Annotated in this window: 21 protein-coding genes and 3 tRNA genes; 2 read left to right on the top strand and 22 right to left on the bottom strand. The window is 35.9% G+C overall.

Annotated features, from left to right (window positions below; translation table 11 throughout):
- The 3 genes from PLI06_08030 to PLI06_08020 all read right to left on the bottom strand — a co-directional run.
- A partial coding sequence (locus PLI06_08030) for a hypothetical protein (protein ID HOI77537.1) occupies positions 1-380 on the bottom strand: 380 nt, incomplete at its 3' end.
- A gap of 41 nt (positions 381-421) precedes the next feature.
- Positions 422-495: transfer RNA gene (locus PLI06_08025), tRNA-Val, on the bottom strand.
- A gap of 42 nt (positions 496-537) precedes the next feature.
- Positions 538-611 (bottom strand) — tRNA-Ala (locus PLI06_08020).
- Between the two features lie 238 nt (positions 612-849).
- Here PLI06_08020 and PLI06_08015 point away from each other — a divergent pair.
- Entirely contained in the window at positions 850-1050 is a 201-nt protein-coding gene (locus tag PLI06_08015; GenBank protein ID HOI77536.1) for a hypothetical protein, read from the top strand.
- A 70-nt stretch (positions 1051-1120) separates the two neighbouring features.
- On the opposite strand, the gene PLI06_08010 is transcribed toward PLI06_08015, so the two are convergent.
- The 5 genes from PLI06_08010 to PLI06_07990 form a co-directional block, all read right to left on the bottom strand.
- Positions 1121-2563, bottom strand: a complete 1443-nt coding sequence (locus PLI06_08010) for a hypothetical protein (protein ID HOI77535.1) — start codon at positions 2561-2563, stop codon at positions 1121-1123.
- A 306-nt stretch (positions 2564-2869) separates the two neighbouring features.
- Entirely contained in the window at positions 2870-3712 is an 843-nt protein-coding gene (locus PLI06_08005; protein HOI77534.1) for a hypothetical protein, read from the bottom strand.
- Positions 3713-3725: 13 nt separating this feature from the next.
- Positions 3726-3887, bottom strand: coding sequence for a hypothetical protein (locus PLI06_08000; protein ID HOI77533.1), 162 nt, complete (start codon positions 3885-3887; stop codon positions 3726-3728).
- A 4-nt stretch (positions 3888-3891) separates the two neighbouring features.
- A complete protein-coding gene (locus PLI06_07995) occupies positions 3892-4119 on the bottom strand; it encodes a hypothetical protein (protein ID HOI77532.1) in 228 nt (75 codons plus the stop codon).
- Positions 4120-4247: 128 nt separating this feature from the next.
- Positions 4248-5684 (bottom strand): hypothetical protein, encoded by a 1437-nt coding sequence (locus PLI06_07990; GenBank protein HOI77531.1) that lies wholly within the window; start codon positions 5682-5684, stop codon positions 4248-4250.
- Positions 5685-6320: 636 nt separating this feature from the next.
- On the opposite strand from PLI06_07990, the gene PLI06_07985 reads away from it, so the two are divergent.
- On the top strand, positions 6321-6476 hold the full coding sequence (locus PLI06_07985; protein HOI77530.1) for a hypothetical protein: 156 nt from the start codon (positions 6321-6323) through the stop codon (positions 6474-6476).
- Between the two features lie 94 nt (positions 6477-6570).
- Here the strand turns inward: PLI06_07985 and PLI06_07980 are convergent, their stop codons facing one another.
- The 14 genes from PLI06_07980 to PLI06_07915 form a co-directional block, all read right to left on the bottom strand.
- Positions 6571-6999, bottom strand: coding sequence for a nuclear transport factor 2 family protein (locus PLI06_07980; protein HOI77529.1), 429 nt, complete (start codon positions 6997-6999; stop codon positions 6571-6573).
- 116 nt (positions 7000-7115) lie between these two features.
- Positions 7116-7192: transfer RNA gene (locus PLI06_07975), tRNA-Lys, on the bottom strand.
- A 162-nt stretch (positions 7193-7354) separates the two neighbouring features.
- Positions 7355-8317, bottom strand: a complete 963-nt coding sequence (locus PLI06_07970; GenBank protein ID HOI77528.1) for a heparan-alpha-glucosaminide N-acetyltransferase domain-containing protein — start codon at positions 8315-8317, stop codon at positions 7355-7357.
- A gap of 11 nt (positions 8318-8328) precedes the next feature.
- The gene (locus tag PLI06_07965) at positions 8329-9714 is read right to left on the bottom strand and encodes a PIG-L family deacetylase (protein HOI77527.1); all 1386 of its coding nucleotides are present in this window, start codon (positions 9712-9714) and stop codon (positions 8329-8331) included.
- A 101-nt stretch (positions 9715-9815) separates the two neighbouring features.
- Positions 9816-10622 (bottom strand): prephenate dehydratase, encoded by an 807-nt coding sequence (gene pheA / locus PLI06_07960; GenBank protein ID HOI77526.1) that lies wholly within the window; start codon positions 10620-10622, stop codon positions 9816-9818.
- Positions 10619-11449 carry a prephenate dehydrogenase/arogenate dehydrogenase family protein gene (locus tag PLI06_07955; protein HOI77525.1) on the bottom strand — a complete coding sequence of 277 codons (831 nt, stop codon included), beginning with the start codon at positions 11447-11449 and terminating at the stop codon, positions 10619-10621. The genes pheA and PLI06_07955 overlap by 4 nt, the downstream gene beginning before the upstream one ends.
- A complete protein-coding gene (gene aroC, locus PLI06_07950; protein ID HOI77524.1) occupies positions 11446-12528 on the bottom strand; it encodes a chorismate synthase in 1083 nt (360 codons plus the stop codon). Before aroC ends, PLI06_07955 begins: the two co-directional genes overlap by 4 nt.
- Positions 12528-13040, bottom strand: coding sequence for a shikimate kinase (locus PLI06_07945; GenBank protein ID HOI77523.1), 513 nt, complete (start codon positions 13038-13040; stop codon positions 12528-12530). Before PLI06_07945 ends, aroC begins: the two co-directional genes overlap by 1 nt.
- On the bottom strand, positions 13037-14317 hold the full coding sequence (gene aroA / locus PLI06_07940; protein ID HOI77522.1) for a 3-phosphoshikimate 1-carboxyvinyltransferase: 1281 nt from the start codon (positions 14315-14317) through the stop codon (positions 13037-13039). The genes PLI06_07945 and aroA overlap by 4 nt, the downstream gene beginning before the upstream one ends.
- The gene (gene aroE / locus PLI06_07935; GenBank protein ID HOI77521.1) at positions 14307-15812 is read right to left on the bottom strand and encodes a shikimate dehydrogenase; all 1506 of its coding nucleotides are present in this window, start codon (positions 15810-15812) and stop codon (positions 14307-14309) included. The genes aroA and aroE overlap by 11 nt, the downstream gene beginning before the upstream one ends.
- Positions 15809-16906 carry a 3-dehydroquinate synthase gene (gene aroB / locus PLI06_07930; GenBank protein HOI77520.1) on the bottom strand — a complete coding sequence of 366 codons (1098 nt, stop codon included), beginning with the start codon at positions 16904-16906 and terminating at the stop codon, positions 15809-15811. Before aroB ends, aroE begins: the two co-directional genes overlap by 4 nt.
- Before the next feature lies 1 nt (position 16907).
- Positions 16908-17930, bottom strand: coding sequence for a 3-deoxy-7-phosphoheptulonate synthase (gene aroF / locus PLI06_07925; GenBank protein HOI77519.1), 1023 nt, complete (start codon positions 17928-17930; stop codon positions 16908-16910).
- Positions 17931-18953, bottom strand: coding sequence for a 3-deoxy-7-phosphoheptulonate synthase (gene aroF, locus PLI06_07920; GenBank protein ID HOI77518.1), 1023 nt, complete (start codon positions 18951-18953; stop codon positions 17931-17933).
- Positions 18950-19234, bottom strand: coding sequence for a chorismate mutase (locus PLI06_07915; protein ID HOI77517.1), 285 nt, complete (start codon positions 19232-19234; stop codon positions 18950-18952). Before PLI06_07915 ends, aroF (PLI06_07920) begins: the two co-directional genes overlap by 4 nt.
- Between the last annotated feature and the right edge of the window lie 183 nt (positions 19235-19417).

The following is a 19417-nucleotide window of genomic DNA, read 5'->3' as shown; positions in this document are numbered from 1 at the left end:
CCCTCTGCAAGCCCCCTATTAAGAACGGCACCAACTCCGCCACCACCAAGACCGGCATAAGTAATTAGGATTTTATTTTGAGTGATTTTAATTTCTTCAATGCCTGCTGCAGAAATCCCTGCTTTCAAATCCAAATCACACTTTCCCTCTTTAGCCCTAAAAAAACTTTGACTTCCTTCACCTATGGCTTGTGTAATCAAAGACGAAGCCTTAGGATAATGATATGTAACCCATGATGCTGTTGCCATCCCTCTTGGATGCTTTTCGAAAATCTCAATTATTTTTTTTTCTTTATCTGCAAGAACAACAATCTTTTCAAAAGGTGATATCCATGCTTTGTTACCAAACGAATTAAGAAATTCATCTTTTGTGTACTTCAATTATTCACCTTCACTCAATAATAAACCTTATTTGTTAGATATGGGCCCACTGGGATTCGAACCCAGGACCTCCACCGTGTGAGGGTGACGTCATGACCAACTAGACCATGGGCCCAGTTTGAAATAATATTAAAAGTTTAAAAAAGTTATCTATTTATGGACTCGGCGGGATTTGAACCCGCGGCCTCGGCATTGCGAATGCCGCGCTCATACCAGCTGAGCTACGAGCCCTAATAAATATACAAAAGATAGTTTTTAAATTTAATTACGCCCGGAAATTTGAAAATACAAAAATATTGATGTGAAGAATTCGTATATAGAAATAGAATATATTACAAAGTTACATTTCACAAAATAATAAGAAAAGTTAGAGAAAGTTTCTTTTCTATGCCATAGTAAATCTTATCATATTAGAGAATATACACTACATGACAATAAATCTTTTAAATGGCCCATCATTTTAAGACGCATGGGACAAAAAATAAATAGAATTATTGGAGCAACATTAGCTGTAATAGGGTTTATATTGTTACTTTCTGAGATAGTTGGCTACAAATTAGAGTTGTTTTTATTGAAGAGTGAGGGAACTTTTGCCGCAGGATTTGTTTTAATCACTATAGGAATAATGATTGCGACCATGTTTTCTAAAGAAGACGATATAAATTTTTAAGATATAATATTTCTTTTAATTTTCTACGTATTAATTTTTATAAAATATAAAAATAAAATAAAAATTAAATTTATTTTTTCTTTACTTTGTTCTTTCCCTTACCTTCGTATTCAAGAGAGAGGTAGAGAAGAACTCCAACTACTAAGCCGATTGCTGGTGCAGAGAAGAATGGACTTCCCCAGAGTTTGATATAGTTTGCCATGATCAAAGATCCCGCCATTATACCTGCAATAGCTCTCTGAACATTAGTCTCACACATCTCCATAGCAAGGTATGAACAAAGATATCCCTGAATTAACAAAGTTAGACCGAATCCTATGTTTTTGGCAGGTAGCATTATCTGAACTATAGGGTGAAGTAATAGTGCAAGAGTCATACCCCAGAACATACTTGTTGCTCCTCCCCAGTAGGTGTATTCCTGATCGGGTGTTGCGTGCATATATCTCTGAACTACTAGCGCTTGACCACCAGTCCACTGTGGACCTAATAATGGTACGTAAGGTAAGAATAAACCTTCAAGGATATTTCTCCATCCTGATATGATATGTGTTCTGCCTATGTGAATAACTACTTTTTCGTCTGGTCTAGCTTCATCGGCCTGTTTAATCAAAGCTTTGAGAACGATAATATCCCCAAAACATATGATGTAGGCTACCAAAGCAACGGCAATTCCTGCACCGAACATTGTAGCAGATGGCCATCCAACTCCAAAGACTGATACTTCATTTAACATTCTTTGGAATGGCATATCTATAACAAGTCTTGACGTAATTACTGCCATATCGACTTTGATTTCTCCAGTTATAACTCCCAAGATGTATCCTATAACGAATCCTGGAACTATTCCAAACCCGGCAATCCATGCAAATATCTTATTATTCTTTCTCCATGAAACTGCCCTCTTAGAGAACAAGAGAAATAGAGACAAGAATGAGGATACTAGGAAAGATACTGGTAAGTCTTTTACGAATGGTTGTGCTGGATTGAAGATTCTCTCTATGGATGCTAATCCTGATCCTAGAAGAATACCTGCTGTTAGTGATTTTGGAATATGTTCTACCAAGTGTCTACCTGCTCCAGATACACCAAGAATTATGAAAACAGCAGCCAATATTAGCTGAACTGCTATTAACGCTTGCATTCTTTCAATATATACTCCAGATGGACCAACGATTTCCGTTGAGAACGATTCAAAGTATGCTACGTAAATTGGTATACCGGGAGTAATCCAACCGGCTATTGATGGGTCACCGAAAGAAGTGTGCCATAGATAGAAAAGGTTGTTTATCATTACCATTAAAACTGCTACTTCAATTGGTATTCCCATTGTAGGCACCATAGTTGCCGTGATACCTAAAGGTACACACGCCAAAATCATCCCTTGGATAAAATCCTGGTACTCGATTGGGTAGTGGTAGAATGGTAGTCTAAGCTTCAAAAAGCTGGGGTTTATGGAAGGCTGCTCTTCGTATCCAGGTTTTCTCCTTGGACCAAAATATCCAATTCCTGACATTGTTTTTTTCCTCCATTTATATTTTGATTTAGGCATACCTATATAATTTAGTAAGCCCAATCAATTGAGGCTAATCGAAATTATATATAAGGTTTTCTATTAATAGTTATTTTATTATCGGCAAATAAAGAAAAGATTAAATTAATACAAAAAAAATAAAATAAAACATAATTAATATATTAATCAAAAAAATTACATATAATAATAATTAGATATTAACTAATCCTATTATATTTAGATATACCTAAAATATTGATAGCTAAAAATCTTTCAAAGATTATTAATATAATGACGAAAAGAAAAGAATTAAATATTTTTATTAAAAAAATCCAATAATGCTTTAGCTTCATCTTCTGCTACATTTTTTGAATAATACTGACGAATACCCTCATACCTAATTTCCAATAGTTTAATATCTCTAACTACATACGCTTCAAGTCTATCAATCATGTAGTAAGCGCCAGCTTCAGTATCTAAATAGTTATCTTCTTGGTGAGGCAAAGCTTTCTTAGAATCTCTGATAAGTTCAATGAATTTCTTTATATTTTCTTTTGCTCTTACTCTTTCAAATCCTGCTTTCGTATAAGAGTCAACCAAATCTGTGATCTCTGTATAATCAATAGATTTTAAAGATTTAATCTTTTCAACTCCCTGCACATAATGAGCAAGTAATTGTTTTGCGGTATTTTCATGTTGATAGAAGCTCTCTAAAGATTTTTCTAAAGTTTCCGCATCTTTTTTTGATAAAAACAATTTTGCAGTAGGCACGAAATAATCTGCCTTTGATTTATATTCCTTGACTTTTTCGATATCTTCCAGATTTCTCACTATATACTTAAGATTTTCTGAAGGAGTTATTCTAACAAAAAGATTTACGGCAAGACAAATTTTATAAGCTTTTTCTTTATCTTTTAGAATCTTACCATTTTCATCAACAATGACTAACTTGGAAAGCTCTTCTTTTCTCAAAGTCTTTTTATAGTATAGGCTACTATAATATAGATGATTGCCCAACTTAACAGGGATATACGTTTCAAATATCTCTTTCTCACCTTTCAATGAATTAAAGGCTTCGAGTACAGGACCGTCTTCTAAGTAGATTAACCAAGGAAGCAAAGATAACTTTTTATTGATTATTTTATCAAACATATGAACGCCTATCTCAATATTTATCCGGTCTTGCTATTATGAAATATGTTACTGCACAAAGAACAACAGCTATTAACAGATACCTAAGTGTCAATTGACCAGTCATATACGCCCTAATACCATAAACTACACATACCAACAAAAGTACATATCTAAAAATATCTCTGAATTCCATAAAATCACTTCTTCACTATATATTTTACATTGATATACTGGACTATTAAGAAAGTTACGATAAACCATCCCCATTGTGCTGTGTTGCGGAGAGGATCATCTTCTAATAATCTACCTATTAGAAAAAGCCCACCAATAACTACAATTATACTTAATACAAAGAAAGGTAAGCTCTTTTTTAAGAATGCCTTTGATCCCATTTTTTTTCTTTTCGAAATCTTTACTGTTACCATTATATCTCCTACGTTAAGAATTTAAAAAGTTTATAAAAGTTTCCCTCTAAAACAAAGTATCAAAAAAATACGTATACATAAAAAAAACATGTTGATTTAAAAAAATAAAAAAGAAAATTAAATTAATTTTATTTCTTCTTTTCCTTTCCCTTACCTTGGTATTCAAGTACTAGCCAGAGGATAACTCCTGTTGCTAGACCCATTGCTGGTGCAGAGAAGAATGGACTTCCCCAGAGTTTGATATAGTTTGCCATGATCAAAGATCCCGCCATTATACCTGCAATAGCTCTCTGAACATTAGTCTCACACATCTCCATAGCAAGGTATGAACAAAGATATCCCTGAATTAACAAAGTTAGACCGAATCCTATGTTTTTGGCAGGTAGCATTATCTGAACTATAGGGTGAAGTAATAGTGCAAGAGTCATACCCCAGAACATACTTGTTGCTCCTCCCCAGTAGGTGTATTCCTGATCGGGTGTTGCGTGCATATATCTCTGAACTACTAGCGCTTGACCACCAGTCCACTGTGGACCTAATAATGGTACGTAAGGTAAGAATAAACCTTCAAGGATATTTCTCCATCCTGATATGATATGTGTTCTGCCTATGTGAATAACTACTTTTTCGTCTGGTCTAGCTTCATCGGCCTGTTTAATCAAAGCTTTGAGAACGATAATATCCCCAAAACATATGATGTAGGCTACCAAAGCAACGGCAATTCCTGCACCGAACATTGTAGCAGATGGCCATCCAACTCCAAAGACTGATACTTCATTTAACATTCTTTGGAATGGCATATCTATAACAAGTCTTGACGTAATTACTGCCATATCGACTTTGATTTCTCCAGTTATAACTCCCAAGATGTATCCTATAACGAATCCTGGAACTATTCCAAACCCGGCAATCCATGCAAATATCTTATTATTCTTTCTCCATGAAACTGCCCTCTTAGAGAACAAGAGAAATAGAGACAAGAATGAGGATACTAGGAAAGATACTGGTAAGTCTTTTACGAATGGTTGTGCTGGATTGAAGATTCTCTCTATGGATGCTAATCCTGATCCTAGAAGAATACCTGCTGTTAGTGATTTTGGAATATGTTCTACCAAGTGTCTACCTGCTCCAGATACACCAAGAATTATGAAAACAGCAGCCAATATTAGCTGAACTGCTATTAACGCTTGCATTCTTTCAATATATACTCCAGATGGACCAACGATTTCCGTTGAGAACGATTCAAAGTATGCTACGTAAATTGGTATACCGGGAGTAATCCAACCGGCTATTGATGGGTCACCGAAAGAAGTGTGCCATAGATAGAAAAGGTTGTTTATCATTACCATTAAAACTGCTACTTCAATTGGTATTCCCATTGTAGGCACCATAGTTGCCGTGATACCTAAAGGTACACACGCCAAAATCATCCCTTGGATAAAATCCTGGTACTCGATTGGGTAGTGGTAGAATGGTAGTCTAAGCTTCAAAAAGCTGGGGTTTATGGAAGGCTGCTCTTCGTATCCAGGTTTTCTCCTTGGACCAAAATATCCAATTCCTGACATTGTTTTTTTCCTCCATTTTTTTTTTTGTTTGAAAAAGTCAATTGACTTAATCAACATGCTTGAATATATACTTTTTAGCAGATATTAGCTAAGAATAATATACTCAAACAAACATATTTTAAGGCAATTATATATAAACTTTTCGGTTTTTACAGATAATATTGCCGTGTAGGTATCCCTAATTTATAGTCATTTGACGTATCATTAATCGAAAAATAGCTAAATACTCAGGGGGATTTCTCCCCCATCATCGTAATTGGAGTTTTATATGCAGGAATCTGCTCCAAGATTCCTACTAACGGATAGGTTTTGTCAATGTTGATTGACAATAATAACTATATTGATACTAATATATAAAGTTATTGGTTAGCAATAAATAATACAATATTGATAATCAATAGTAATAGTTCTCCAAGAATTATGTGCTGCTAGAAAACCACGATTTATATACAAAAAATGACATAATTAAAAAATATTAAATCAATTAAGAAAATAATACTCTAAATCGATATTAATCTGAGAACATTTTAAGAATAATAATAATTTATTTTCTATTTAGAATTAAGAAATACTATTTTTCACTTTATTAAGGGATATATGCCCTCCGCTAGATTAAATTCTGTTAAGGTGAATCTTATGGATACTAAAGTTATTGAAGTAATAAACAGGCACGATGGATTTCTAGATGCAAATGAAATATCTGTATTAACAAAAATAAATTATAGAAGAGTAAAAAAAGATATTCAGATGCTAAACAAATATACTAAAACAAAAGATAGTAATATCAAATAATTATTTTTAATAATTCCCATAAATAAAAATATAAACGCGTGAAATAATCTTCTTGATGAAAAATAGCGATTATTAAAATAAATTAAAAAATATATTACATGACTGCAGAGCGTCTCTCTCCTTCTGCCCCCCATACGTTAAAGGCAGCATCCCATTCAGCGATCATTCCGTCACGCATCACCCATACTTCAACTCCGTGACCTTCCATTTTCTTTCCAGTAACCCTATCTTGCCATGTTCCTATCCACATATTAGCAAGGCGATTTCCTTGAAGCGCAAGATTTGTTTTCTTTAGCCTATAATTCTTTTGTCTTGACATACGTGCTTCAAATAATCTACGTAGCGCTTCTCTGCCATGTTGCTCAGGCTGTTCTGCAAATCTAAATACACAGTTTTCAGTGAAGCCGTTGATTAAGGCATCTATGTCCGTTCTATGAAAAATATCTTCAACTATTCTAAGCAAGGCGTCAACTTGCTCTTCATTCCATGGTTCCTCTCCTTTTGGAAATTTAATTTCTTTCATAGCTATCCTTATAATTTTAAATTAGTAAATATATAAAGTTTTTCAACTTGAAATCAAAACTCGGAGCACACCTTGTCATAGCCACAACTAGAATCAATAGCCGCCAGAAAAGTTATTGGCGGGCAGTAAGGGATTCGAACCCCTGGCCCGTAGATTAAGAGTCTACTGCTCTACCAGACTGAGCTAACTGCCCTTAACGCACAAAAACAAACTCGATATTTAAGTTTTTTGGGTTAATTTGACTTCAAAATAGATTGAACTATATCACAATAAATTATATGTAATTAATGTATAATTATCGATGAGAAATGGAGAGAACTACTAGATTCAAATCCACAAACTTAGAATGGGTTTTTTATAATGAGAAATACCATTTTTTGGAGTCAAGGAATATTCCAATCCAACTTAGAATTCCGATCAATCCTATAATTTCAACAAATAGTAACAAAATGGACGCTTCGGTATGCCACCACCTGTACGGAGGTATAACGAATATTCCAAGAAGAAATATGTGCAGGATATAAAGCAACAATGGATTCTTTCCCCAGCTTGATAACAATCTAATATTGATTCTGAATTTTTTAATTGAGTAATCGAAAATCTCAAAAATTAACGCACTTAAGCTTAAGGCCACTAAAACATAGCTAAATGAAACCCTATTCTTACTGATAGGAATAAAAAATAACAAGAATAAACCAATTACTAAAACTATTATTGCCACGAATAAAAATCTTTTATTATTGTTTTGAGAATGATATAAATCTGCAAATACTGTTCCCAATAATAACATAGCCCCCCACGATAAAGATCCATAAATTCCTCCATGGGAGGAACTAAGTATAGTTTGAAGCCAGAACCGTTCAAGCATGAACTGATAAAAGATTAAGAATAAAACTCCTACTATGGCCCTTATTTTAGTTGAAAACTTAATGAATATTAAGGTAAACAAACCAGCCGCCCCTATTGCTTGTAAAAGTCCCCAGTTTGAGCTATTCTCATATGTACCAGTTAGATTTCCAAAAGCCGTCAAGAAGAATCCTATTCCTGCAATGGCCATATACCTAGTAAAGAAATGACTATATGTTTTCCCTTTGCCAGCTCTTTCAACACGCTTTCTAAATGACAAACCATAGGTAAGTCCAATTGCAAAGATAAACATTGGGGCAACTATGTCTGCAACTGTAAATCCAATATCGGGTGCATGTTTTAGAAATAGAGGCACGTTGTTTGCTCTAGCAAGGAAGTTGATGATTACCATCATAAATATGGCAAATCCTCTGAACTCATCGATTGATTCAAGTCTATTGTCATCGGCCATTTTTTCATTCCTTAATTTAGGATTGCAATTCTCCATGGCATCGAATCGAGTGAAAGAAGACCTGTTGAAGTTGTTGCACTAAATAATATCTTTTCTGGGTCCCCTATTACGCTAAGCGGGACTTTGACTGTTATCTCAGTTGGTGCTTTCACGACCTCAATACCATCTCTAGAGATGGGCTTTTTTTGGTCATAAACTGAATATCCCTTTAGATTGACTTCAACATTTATCTTTGGCATCTCTGAAAATTCCTTATCGCCCCTATAGCCAAACACATACAGGTCAAAATCTATTCTTTCACCAAAAGGCTCTGACAGGATATAATGGAATACAAGTTTGTCATTTTCAATGTGGGCTGATTGAGCTTCGATTCTCACAAATGCATCTTTCTGGCTTTCATTAAACTCTGAAGGCGCAGATTCCTCTAAGTCACTCTTATCCAAGGACATATCAATCGGATTAGTGCTTAGATAGATATCTTCAAAGTTCCCATATATTTCGTTTGTCCTGATAAAAGAGTTAAGGTATTTCTTATTTGATTCATATTGGGTTACATGATTTTTTAATGCAGAATATTTTGTCATTGTATCTCTATATGGCATTGGGAGTTCCTTCCATATAATCCCGTCATCATATGAAGGCGGATCTAAAAAATATCCCGGATAGTAACCCAACGGAGATGGCCATTGACGGTAATGGACAAGATAGGGGTGAACTTCGACATCATTTTTCATATCCCAAAGGGAAACCGTAGTGAATACAAATAACGCCCTATGGTCTGGATGGTGATCATCCGGATGAGAAACAAATATTTTTGTGGGATTGAAATCATTTATGACTGATTCAATGTCACTCGTTATAGATTCACCTTTATATGGAGAGTCTGGACTAAGTGCTGTTGAATATGGCACTGAAGTCTTTCTTGTAAGAATACCTGCATATGGAGGGCTAGAACCCCAATGATGGTAAAGTATCTCAGAAGTTCCATAATCGGGGTATCCTAAAAAAGTAACATTTGCTTCAGAAAGTCCTAGATTTTTAATTGCGCTCAAAGCTTCACCATGTCTTATTTCTCCAAGATTTAATGCCTGGCCCGGAGTAAGCATGGGCATCTTTTGAAATACTGTATAGGACCATACGTTGAAATCCCCATATGTAAAAAAGACTATATGTACAGGGATTTTTTTATCAAGAGCATCCTGTATTAGGCCACCTGTCGCAACAGATTCGTCATCTGGGTGCGGCGCCATGATTAGTATGCGATCATCTTTAGATAAAATAACATTTGGAATATTGGGATTGTCGGGCTCAATAGGATTTATTGTTGGCCAGAAAAAGTATAGAGCAAATAATGCTATAACTATTAAAATAATTCCAAGTTTTTTATTTCTTTTCATAATAATCTTCCTTTGCTGTATTTGTAATTAGGCAAAAAATTATGCTTAAAAATTTTCAGGTTGAAGTTGCGGATTTCTTAATTAATATAAAAAATAATAAACTAATATGCCCTTGGATAAGACCCCAAAACTTTTACAGAGAATATCGAGGATAGTTCCTTTAATGTCAGATTTATCTTCTTATCTTTTGTATGGCCTTTGAAATCAATAAAAAATATATATTCGCCCATTCTCTTCTTAGAAGGTCTTGATTCGATTTTAGTGAGATCTATTCCTGCATCGTAAAAAGGTTTTATAACAGAATACAAAACTCCAGGCCTATTAACACTTGGAGACACTACTATGCTCGTTCTGTCCTTGCCAGTTGGCAAAGCACTTTGATTTCCAACAACAAAGAACCTTGTGAAGTTGAGTTTTTCATCCTGAACATCTTTTTTTAATAATTTTAGCTTGTATAAATCAGCGGCAAATTCAGACACGAGCGCTGCATACCTCTTATCTTTTCTATTTGAAAGTTCAACTGCTGAGATTGCATTTGAAGATGTTTCATGGACTTCAACTTTTGGCAGATAGTTTCTGACAAACTTTTCACACTGAGATAGGGTAAGATTATGGGAATACAATACCTCTATATCTTCTAGTTCTCCCCAGCAGGCAAGATTATGGTGGATAGGTAGAAGGTATTCTTTATTGATCTTTAGATTGAATTCAATGAGGCTGTCAAGAGTTTGTGATACGCCACCTACAAGAGAATTTTCTACTGGAACAACGCCACCTTCACATTCACTTTTCTCAACTGCGTTGAATACTTCCCATATACTTCGTTTGAATAATATGTCATCTGCACCAAGTAACAAAGACGTTTCATGGCTAAAAGTGCCCTTTGGCCCTAATGTAGATACCTTCATTCTCTCGCCATCCTTTTGATTAATATATTGCTCTCCTTTTCAGCCTTTTCCGTGAAATCTCCTAGGTATTCTGAAGCTTCTTCGAAGAATTTTATAAATCCATCTCGGTCTTTTGTTTCAATTTTCTTAAATAACGTCTCAGCTGACTGGATGTACTGTGACAGTATTTCAGGTGTTTTTGGATTTAAAAGAGATATGTCTGCATACAACTCAGGCTCTTGATTTAAGATTCTACCTGCCATATCTAGAGTCAATCTATACACAGGGCTTGTACATTCAAGGCTTTTTTTTATGTCAAAATTTAAATCTTTTAGAGAATGGCAAAGAACTATTGCAGAAAAGTGGGTTAATCCCTGGATCACGGCCATCATCCTGTCATGTGTTTCTGGAGGCATCTCAACAATGTTTGCCCCTCTTTTAGAAAGTGTGGAATTAATCTTTTGGTAGAGATCTTTATTGGATATTCTTTGAGGGCACAATATAATAGTCTGACCAGATATATCACCTATAGATGGTGCAAACAGGGGGTGAGTTCCTAAAACATCTGCCTTAGATTTTAACATTTCATCTATTGGCCCTACCTTAAGCGATGTTAGGTCCATCAGGAGTTTTCCTTCTCCCATGAAAGGAACTATTTCTCTTATTACTGCTATGGTGGATTCAATAGGAACTGATACGATTACGATATCGCTTTTTCGGATAAGCTCTTCTTTGGAAAGTGATGTGGATCTAGATGAAACAAGTACTTCAAATCCTTCCTCTTCAAAGAATTTTTTGAATAGACTCCCGAGTTTTCCCGTGCCACCAATTATTCCAACTACTGTCACTTTATTCCCCCTATAGACTTCTGCATAAGTAGATGGTCTAAAATTGTAATGGCGACCATTGATTCACATACCGGATTTATTCTTGGAATGGCGCAGGGGTCATGCCTCCCCTCAATTTTGATTATCTTTTCATTTCCTTTTGTATCAATTGTTTTTTGTTCTTTAGAAATTGAAGGTATCGGTTTTACTGCAATCCGAATAATAACATTTTCTCCATTGGATATACCCCCTACAATACCTCCGGCCCTATTTGTCACAAAACCACTTTTATTCATTTGGTCATTACTTTCAGAACCGAATAAATTGGAAAGATTAAATCCTCCGCCAAATTCTACTCCTTTGACTGCACCAATGGATAAGAGCCCTTTTCCTAAATCAGCTTCAAGTTTATCAAATACTGGCTCTCCCAATCCCATAGGAATATTTTTAACAACTATCTCGACAATCCCACCAACAGACTCACCTTGAGATTTTGCATTGACAATTTGTTGGGCCATTTGTTCAGAGATTCTTTTATCAGGACACCATAATCTATCTTTTACTATCTCCTCTCTTTTTAGAGAGTTGTGATCAATGCCAGATATTCCCTTACCGCCGATATCCTTCGTAAATGAAAATAACTCAAATCCTTTGATCTCTTTTTCCAAAACTTTTCTTGCAACTGCCCCTGCTGCAACTCTAGCAACGGTCTCCCTGCCAGAGGCTCTTCCACCGCCTCTGTGGTCATACAATCCGTATTTCTTGAAGTAGGTATAATCGGCATGCCCTGGCCGGAATACACCTTTTATTTTTTCATATGAAGAAGAGTCAACATCTTTATTGGTAATAATAATCGAAATAGGGGTCCCAAGTGTCTTTCCCTCGAACACTCCAGATAAAATCTCACACCTGTCATCTTCCTTTCTTGATGTAGAAAGGTCATCGCTTTTCGGCTTTCTTAAATTCAGCTCTTTATTAATTTCCTCTTCACTAAGAACAATTCCTGGTGGACACCCATCTATAACGACACCCAATGCTCTGCCATGCGACTCGCCCCAGGTTGTAATTCTAAAAAATCTCCCGTAAGTATTTCCTCCCATTACATCAATCTCCTTTTCTCAAGCTCTAATAAGATTTTATCGCAGACCTCGTATGTACTTAATCCATCTGTATCTATAATTATATCTGCTATTTCTTCATATACTGGCATCCTTTCCGCCATTATTACCTCTATTTCATTCTGTGAATCCTGATTTGTAAGGGAAGGTCTTGGAGAATCTCTTTCCATCCTGCTCCTCATTGTTTGAATATCTGCCTTTAGTAAAATAAAGAGTGAGTCCTTAAGTGATTCGACATTCTCTTTGTCCATAAGCGCTCCACCCCCTAAGGAGATAACAGCATTATTCTCTTTTGATACATCTTTAATGACTTCTTTCTCTTTTGTTCTGAAATAATCCCAGTCCTTTTCATGGATAATCTCCGGGATTCTTCTTGACTCTCTTTTTTCTATTATAGAGTCTGTATCAAAAAATATCCGATCTGTGATGTCTGATAATCTAAGGCCAACTGTAGTCTTACCGACACACCTTAGTCCGAAGAGGGTTATGTTCAATTAAGGCCCCCATATAATTTTGAAAAATCCTCCCAGAAGCGTGGATATGATTTTGAGACGCAATCTGGATCGAGGATTTTTATTCCTTCGATAAAAAGACCAGCGACTGCAAATGACATTGCCATACGATGATCTTTATAGGTTTCAATTTCAGCCCCATTTAACTTATCTGGGATTATTATCATATAGTCCCTCCCTTCTTCAATTTTGCATCCAATCTTTGAAAGCTCGTTAGCAACTGCACTCAATCGATCTGTTTCTTTAAATCTCAATGTTTCAATATTATATATTTTTGTTGGTTCTTTTGCAAAAGCAGAAACAACGGCTAGTGTTGGGACAATATCAGGAGATTTTTTCATATCAATATCTATCCCCTTGAGGTCTCCACCATTTAATACCAATGAATTATCGGACCAAGAAACTTCACAACCCATCTTTTCAAGTATATCAACAAATACCTTATCGGCCTGTTTGGAGTTCTTATTTAGATTCTCAATTTTTACCTTACCGCCGCTGATAGCTGCAACAGCCATAAAGTAAGAACTATTTGAAAAATCTCCTTCAACTATATACTCCTGACCTGTGTATTTCGAGGGAGAAATAAAAAATTCTGAAAATTCTTTTCTTTGAACTCGAACTCCAAATTTCTCCATTACGTCTAGGGTCATCTCAACATAAGGGCTCGATGGAACTTGACCATTTACCTTGATCTTCATAGAAGGACGTGCGTATGGTGATGCCATGAGTAAAGCGCTTAGGTACTGACTGCTCTCTCTTGATTCAAGTACTGTTTCCCCCCCAATATTTCCATTTGAAGTGATTCTAACAGGCGGACATCCACTGTTTGAATCAATAACAATGCCAAGTTTCATGAGAGAATCTTCAAGTCCTTTCACAGGTCTCTTTTTTACTTCCTCATCGCCATCAATGGTAACAACCCCATTTACAAGTGAAGATATTGCCATAAGAAATCTAAGGGTCGTCCCAGAATTTCCAATATAAAGCGGGTTAGTAGGTTCTTTTAGATTGCCCCCGCTTCCTTCTATAACAAAAATAAGCCCCTCGTTATTTGGCTTCTCTTTTATTTTTATTCCAAGTTGCATTAAGCATGTAATAGTATAGTTAGTATCATCTGAGATAAGTGGATCGATAATCTTTGATCTTCCCTCTGCTAGTGCAGATGCAAAGAGAGCCCTGTGTGTGTAACTTTTTGAAGGCGGGGCTTTTATTTTAACATCAATATTGGAATGGATGGATTTAATTTCTTTAATTTTCATTGTGTCCACTCCTAATCTCTAAAGCTTCTCTAGAAAATTTCTCCATCTTCTCATAAGATGGCTTTATCCCAGTCCAGAGTTCAAATTGGGCCATGGCCTGACCCATATACATATCCAATCCATTTGCAATCTTTGCCCCTTGCTCCCTTGACCTCATCAATAACCTAGTCTCAATTGGGCTGTAAACAGCATCAAAAACTGTAATGCCCGATAAGTCTTTAGTAAAAAATGAATCTTCCATTGGACAATTATTTTCTTCCGGCTTCATCCCAATTTTTGTGGCGTTGACTAAAATATCAAATTCAGCGTCATTTCTATCTTCCCACAATACTGTTTCAACTCCTATATTCCTTGAAAGTTCTATGGCCTTCTTTTTATTTCTGTTTGATATTATTACTTCGCCCTGCCTATTTTTTATACCAAATGCAATTGCTTTACCAGCCCCCCCTGCACCAAGGATTAATACTTTTTTATTATTTATTGAAGTCAATTTTTCAATTGAGTAAACAGCCCCTATCCAATCTGTATTTGTTCCAAATAGCCCTTCATTGTTTTTCTTTATTGTGTTAATCGCACCTATTTTTTGTGCCATAGGGTCTATTCTATTTAGGTAGGGAATAATTTTTTCCTTGAAAGGCATTGTGACACAAAGTCCTTTGAATTGGCCCTTAAATGAACCCATGAACCTATCTAAGTCATCTACCAAAAAGTTCAGATAAACTGCATCCATATTATAGTAAGAAAATAATTTGTTATGAACGTAATACCCTATACTTTCCTTAACAGGATTTCCAATAAGGCCATAAATATCAAAATTACCATTAATAGAGTTAACTCTGTATACATCATTTAGAACCTCTATCGGTATCTGTCCCGGGGCTGTTTTTCCCACTCCCTTTAATGGTGCATAAGAAGTGTAACTTCCCCAAGAGTTACATAGTATTCTGCTTATCTCGCCTTTCTCGCCCATGAGAAAAGAAATAACTTTTTTGCTTTGACTGGATCTGGAAGATAAAAGATCTTTTATTGTTAGATTGTCAGAAATATCTTTAGCATATGCAGCTATCTTAATTATATCATGTCCTTGATTTTCCATATGCCACAATATTTCTTTCAAGTTTTGTGGTGTTTCTTCAAAGTTGTGGTAAGAAATAATTATATTTGTCTTTGAGTTATATTCTCTTTTTTTTAAGATTAGATTGTGCAATGAATCAATTGAAGATGACTCTATATCGATAAATCCAAATCCAATCTTTAATGCTTCTATTAGGGAAGAAATTCTCTCAGATTCGCTTCCTTCAAATGAGCCGCCTTCGTCTTTTTTTCTGTTGGTGACTATAATTCTTTTTTTGTCGAATTTATTGCTGATTTCTAAAAGATTTAAATCGGTAATTAAATCTATTCTTATCTCGGCTAGCTCACCTTTATCCAATGCCTTTTCTAAAAGAGTAATTGATTCTTTTTGCGATGACGGCATAATAGAAGCAGTGATCAAGAAAATCCTACCTCCGCTAAAGATTCCCTAATAATCCCATCGTCTACTTTGATCCCATAAACAGCTTTGCCTATCCCTTTTATCAAAGAATATTCAACTATCCCTTCTCTAGTTTTTTTGTCCAAAATAGTTTTCTTTATTATTTCATCAGGATGTGCTTTGAAAGATATGTCAAGAAGTCTTGATTTTTTGAGAAGTTGGAATATCTTCTCCTTATCTTCTGATTTCAGGATTCCAATTTTTTCAGAAATCAATGTTTCAATTGCCATCCCGATGCCAACTGCCCTCCCATGAGGTATTTCAAAATCTGAAAGGATTTCGATAGAGTGACCAATTGTGTGCCCAAAATTTAAAATCTTTCTAAGGCCGGATTCTTTCTCATCTTTTTGCACTATACTAGCCTTAATTTTCAGGGATGAGATAATCGCATTATCAATAAATTCTTTTTCAAGTTTAACTACCATATCAATATTTGATTCTAGGTATGTGAAAAATTTTCCATCTTTGATAATTGCAGCTTTGACTATTTCAGCAATACCATTTACTATTTCTTCATTTGGAAGAGTATTAAGAAGATCTAAATCAATATAAACCTTCTTCGGGGGATAAAAGGATCCAATAAGATTTTTTCCTGAGGGGTGGTCTATCCCCACTTTACCACCTATGCTACTATCAACTTGAGATAGAAGCGTTGTTGGTATCTGTATGAAAGGAACTCCCCTCATGTACGTGGCAGCTATAAAACCTACAAGGTCTCCAGTGACTCCTCCCCCTAAAGCAATAATCAAAGTATCTCTACCAAATCCAAGTTCAAATAGCCTATCTTCAAGCTCCTCTTTTGTTTTCCTATTTTTTGATTCTTCACCTGCATTGAAAGATAGAATAAAAACTCGATCTTTATTACTGAGTTTTTGAAGGATTTTATTCCCATATATCCTTTCTACGTTTGAGTCAGTTATTACGACAATTTTATGGCCTTTGTATTCTTGAAATATCTCTTCAAACGCATTTTGGAGGATATTCCTGCCAACAGCTATCTCATAATGGCTTCTTCCAGCGGATACCTTGATTATTTCAGTTTCTGGGTTGTTCATTCTATATTTCCCGTCCAAACATTCTAGATATATATTTTATTTCGCCCATCAATGCATGAAGGTCAGCAGTGCTTATTGTCTGATCTGCATCACTTATAGCTTTCTCTGGATCGGTGTGTGCTTCAACGGTGACACCGTCCGCGCCGCATGCAATTGCAGCAAGTGCCATGGGTTTTACAATATCTCTTCTCCCCGTGCCGTGACTTGGGTCAACTATTACAGGCAAATGGCTTTCAGCCTTCAATACTGGAACTATGCTTAGATCCAATGTATTTCTTGTGAAATCTGAAAATGTCCTGATGCCTCTTTCGCACAACATGACCTTCTCATTTCCGCCTGCAAGAATGTATTCTGCAGCTGAAAGAAATTCTTTTAGTGTGGCCCACATTCCTCTCTTTAGAAGAACAGGCTTGTCACATTTTCCGAGCTCTTTTAATAAAGCGTAGTTCTGCATATTTCTAGTTCCAACTTGTAGTATATCTGCATATTCGGCTACAAGATTTACATCCCTTGTGTCCATTACTTCAGTACATATTGGAAGCCCAGTTTCTTCTTTTGCTTCTAATAAAAATTTCAGGCCTTTTTCTCCAAGACCTTGGAAGTCTTTAGGCGCTGTACGTGGCTTGAATGCACCACCTCTTAGGATAGTAGCCCCTGAGCTTTTTACCTCTCTTGCGATATTAATAATCTGATCCTCGCTTTCTACAGTGCATGGCCCTGCCATTACGACAATCTTTTTACCGCCTATCTCGGTGCCGTTTATCTTAATGACAGTATTCTCTTTGTTAAATGCTCTAGAGACTAATTTGTAAGGCTTTGACACCCTTACAACTTCCTCTATGTAAGGTGTCGCCCTTAATCTTTCAACATCGCTTTCATCTATCGAAGACACATCTCCGATTACACCAATTATAGTTCTATTCTCTCCCTGTGATAGGTGAGTATTGAAACCAAGATCTTTTATTTTTTTGATGGTCTCTTGAACTTGGCTTTCTTCTGCGCCCATCTTCATTACTATTATCATTTATATTTCCCTCCCAACTGCTTTTGCTATCTGTTTTAAATCCTCCATGAGTTTTGAAAAAGCACTCAAGGAAATAGTTTGATCCGCATCACTAATTGCCCTATCTGGGTCAGGATGTGTTTCTATCAATAATCCATCTGCACCACAGGCAACTGATGCTTTAGCCATGGGCAAGACTAAACTCCTCCTACCAGTACCATGACTTGGATCCGATATTATAGGTAGATGGCTCTCATCTTTTATGGCTGGAATGATACTAAGATCAAGAGTATTTCTAGAGTAATCAGAGAAAGTCCTGATACCTCGCTCACACAATATAACGTTTTCATTTCCCCCGTTCATTATGTACTCTGCGGCCCCAAGAAATTCTGCCATTGTTGCCCACATTCCCCTTTTTAGAAGAACAGGCTTGTCACATTTTCCGAGCTCTTTTAATAATGTGTAATTCTGCATGTTTCTAGTTCCTACCTGGAGAACGTCAGCATAGTCAGACAAAAGACTTACATCTCTAGCATCCATAATTTCAGTTACAATTGGAAGCCCAGTTTCTTCTTTTGCTTCGTACAATAATTTTAATCCTTCTTCTCCAAGCCCCTGGAAATCTTTGGGAGATGTACGTGGTTTGAATGCTCCGCCCCTTATCATGCTTGCACCTGCTTTCTTTATCTTCTCAGCGACTTCCATTATCTGTTCTCTGTTCTCAACTGAACATGGTCCTGCAAATACAACGATTTTCTTTCCGCCTATCTTTACTCCACCTACATCTATTATTGTCTGCTCTTTTTTGAAGTCTTTTGAAACTAATTTGTAAGGCTTTGAAACAAATACTGTGTTTTCTACACCTTTCATTGCCCTGATCCGGAAGAAGTTGTCTTCTCCAATCTTACTAATGTCGCCTATTACGGCAACTACCATTCTTTCCGCACCTAAATTCAACTGCGTTCTAAGGCCAAGCGACTGGATTGTAGCTATAACTCTATTAACATCCTCCTCCTCGGCCTTTGCTTTCATTATAACAATCATTTTTGTTCCTCCAATATCTTATTTTGGATAAGTTTTGAATGGGAAACAATTACCCCAAAGACTTCCGAAACAAACTTCTCATTAATATTATTTCGTCTAGCCTCTTTTTCAAGTTTAAGAAAAAGTGTTTTCTCTCTATCTCTATCCTCTATCGGAATGCCCTTATCCTTTTTTAGGGCAGCTATCTTCTTTGCTACTTCCATTCTTCTTGAAAGCAGACCTATAATCTCCTCATCGATCCTGTTAATTTCTTCTCTAAGAGTCTCTAAAGAACTCTCCATAAAAATAACCTCCTTAAAAGGGGATTGGAAAGAGAAACTAAGGATTCGGCCAGTGAAAGGTATCAATACCTAAAGCTAAAACAATAATATAATTTTCTTGATACCGATTCGGAAGACCTAATCTTTCCCATCATGAAAATGTAATTAAAATGAGTATTTAAAACTTTCGGGATAGTTTTATCT

The organism is Methanofastidiosum sp. (genome assembly GCA_035362715.1).
GTDB lineage: Archaea > Methanobacteriota_B > Thermococci > Methanofastidiosales > Methanofastidiosaceae > Methanofastidiosum.
The sequence above is the reverse complement of the archived record's forward strand: the minus strand, read 5'-3'. Positions and strand labels throughout refer to the sequence as shown.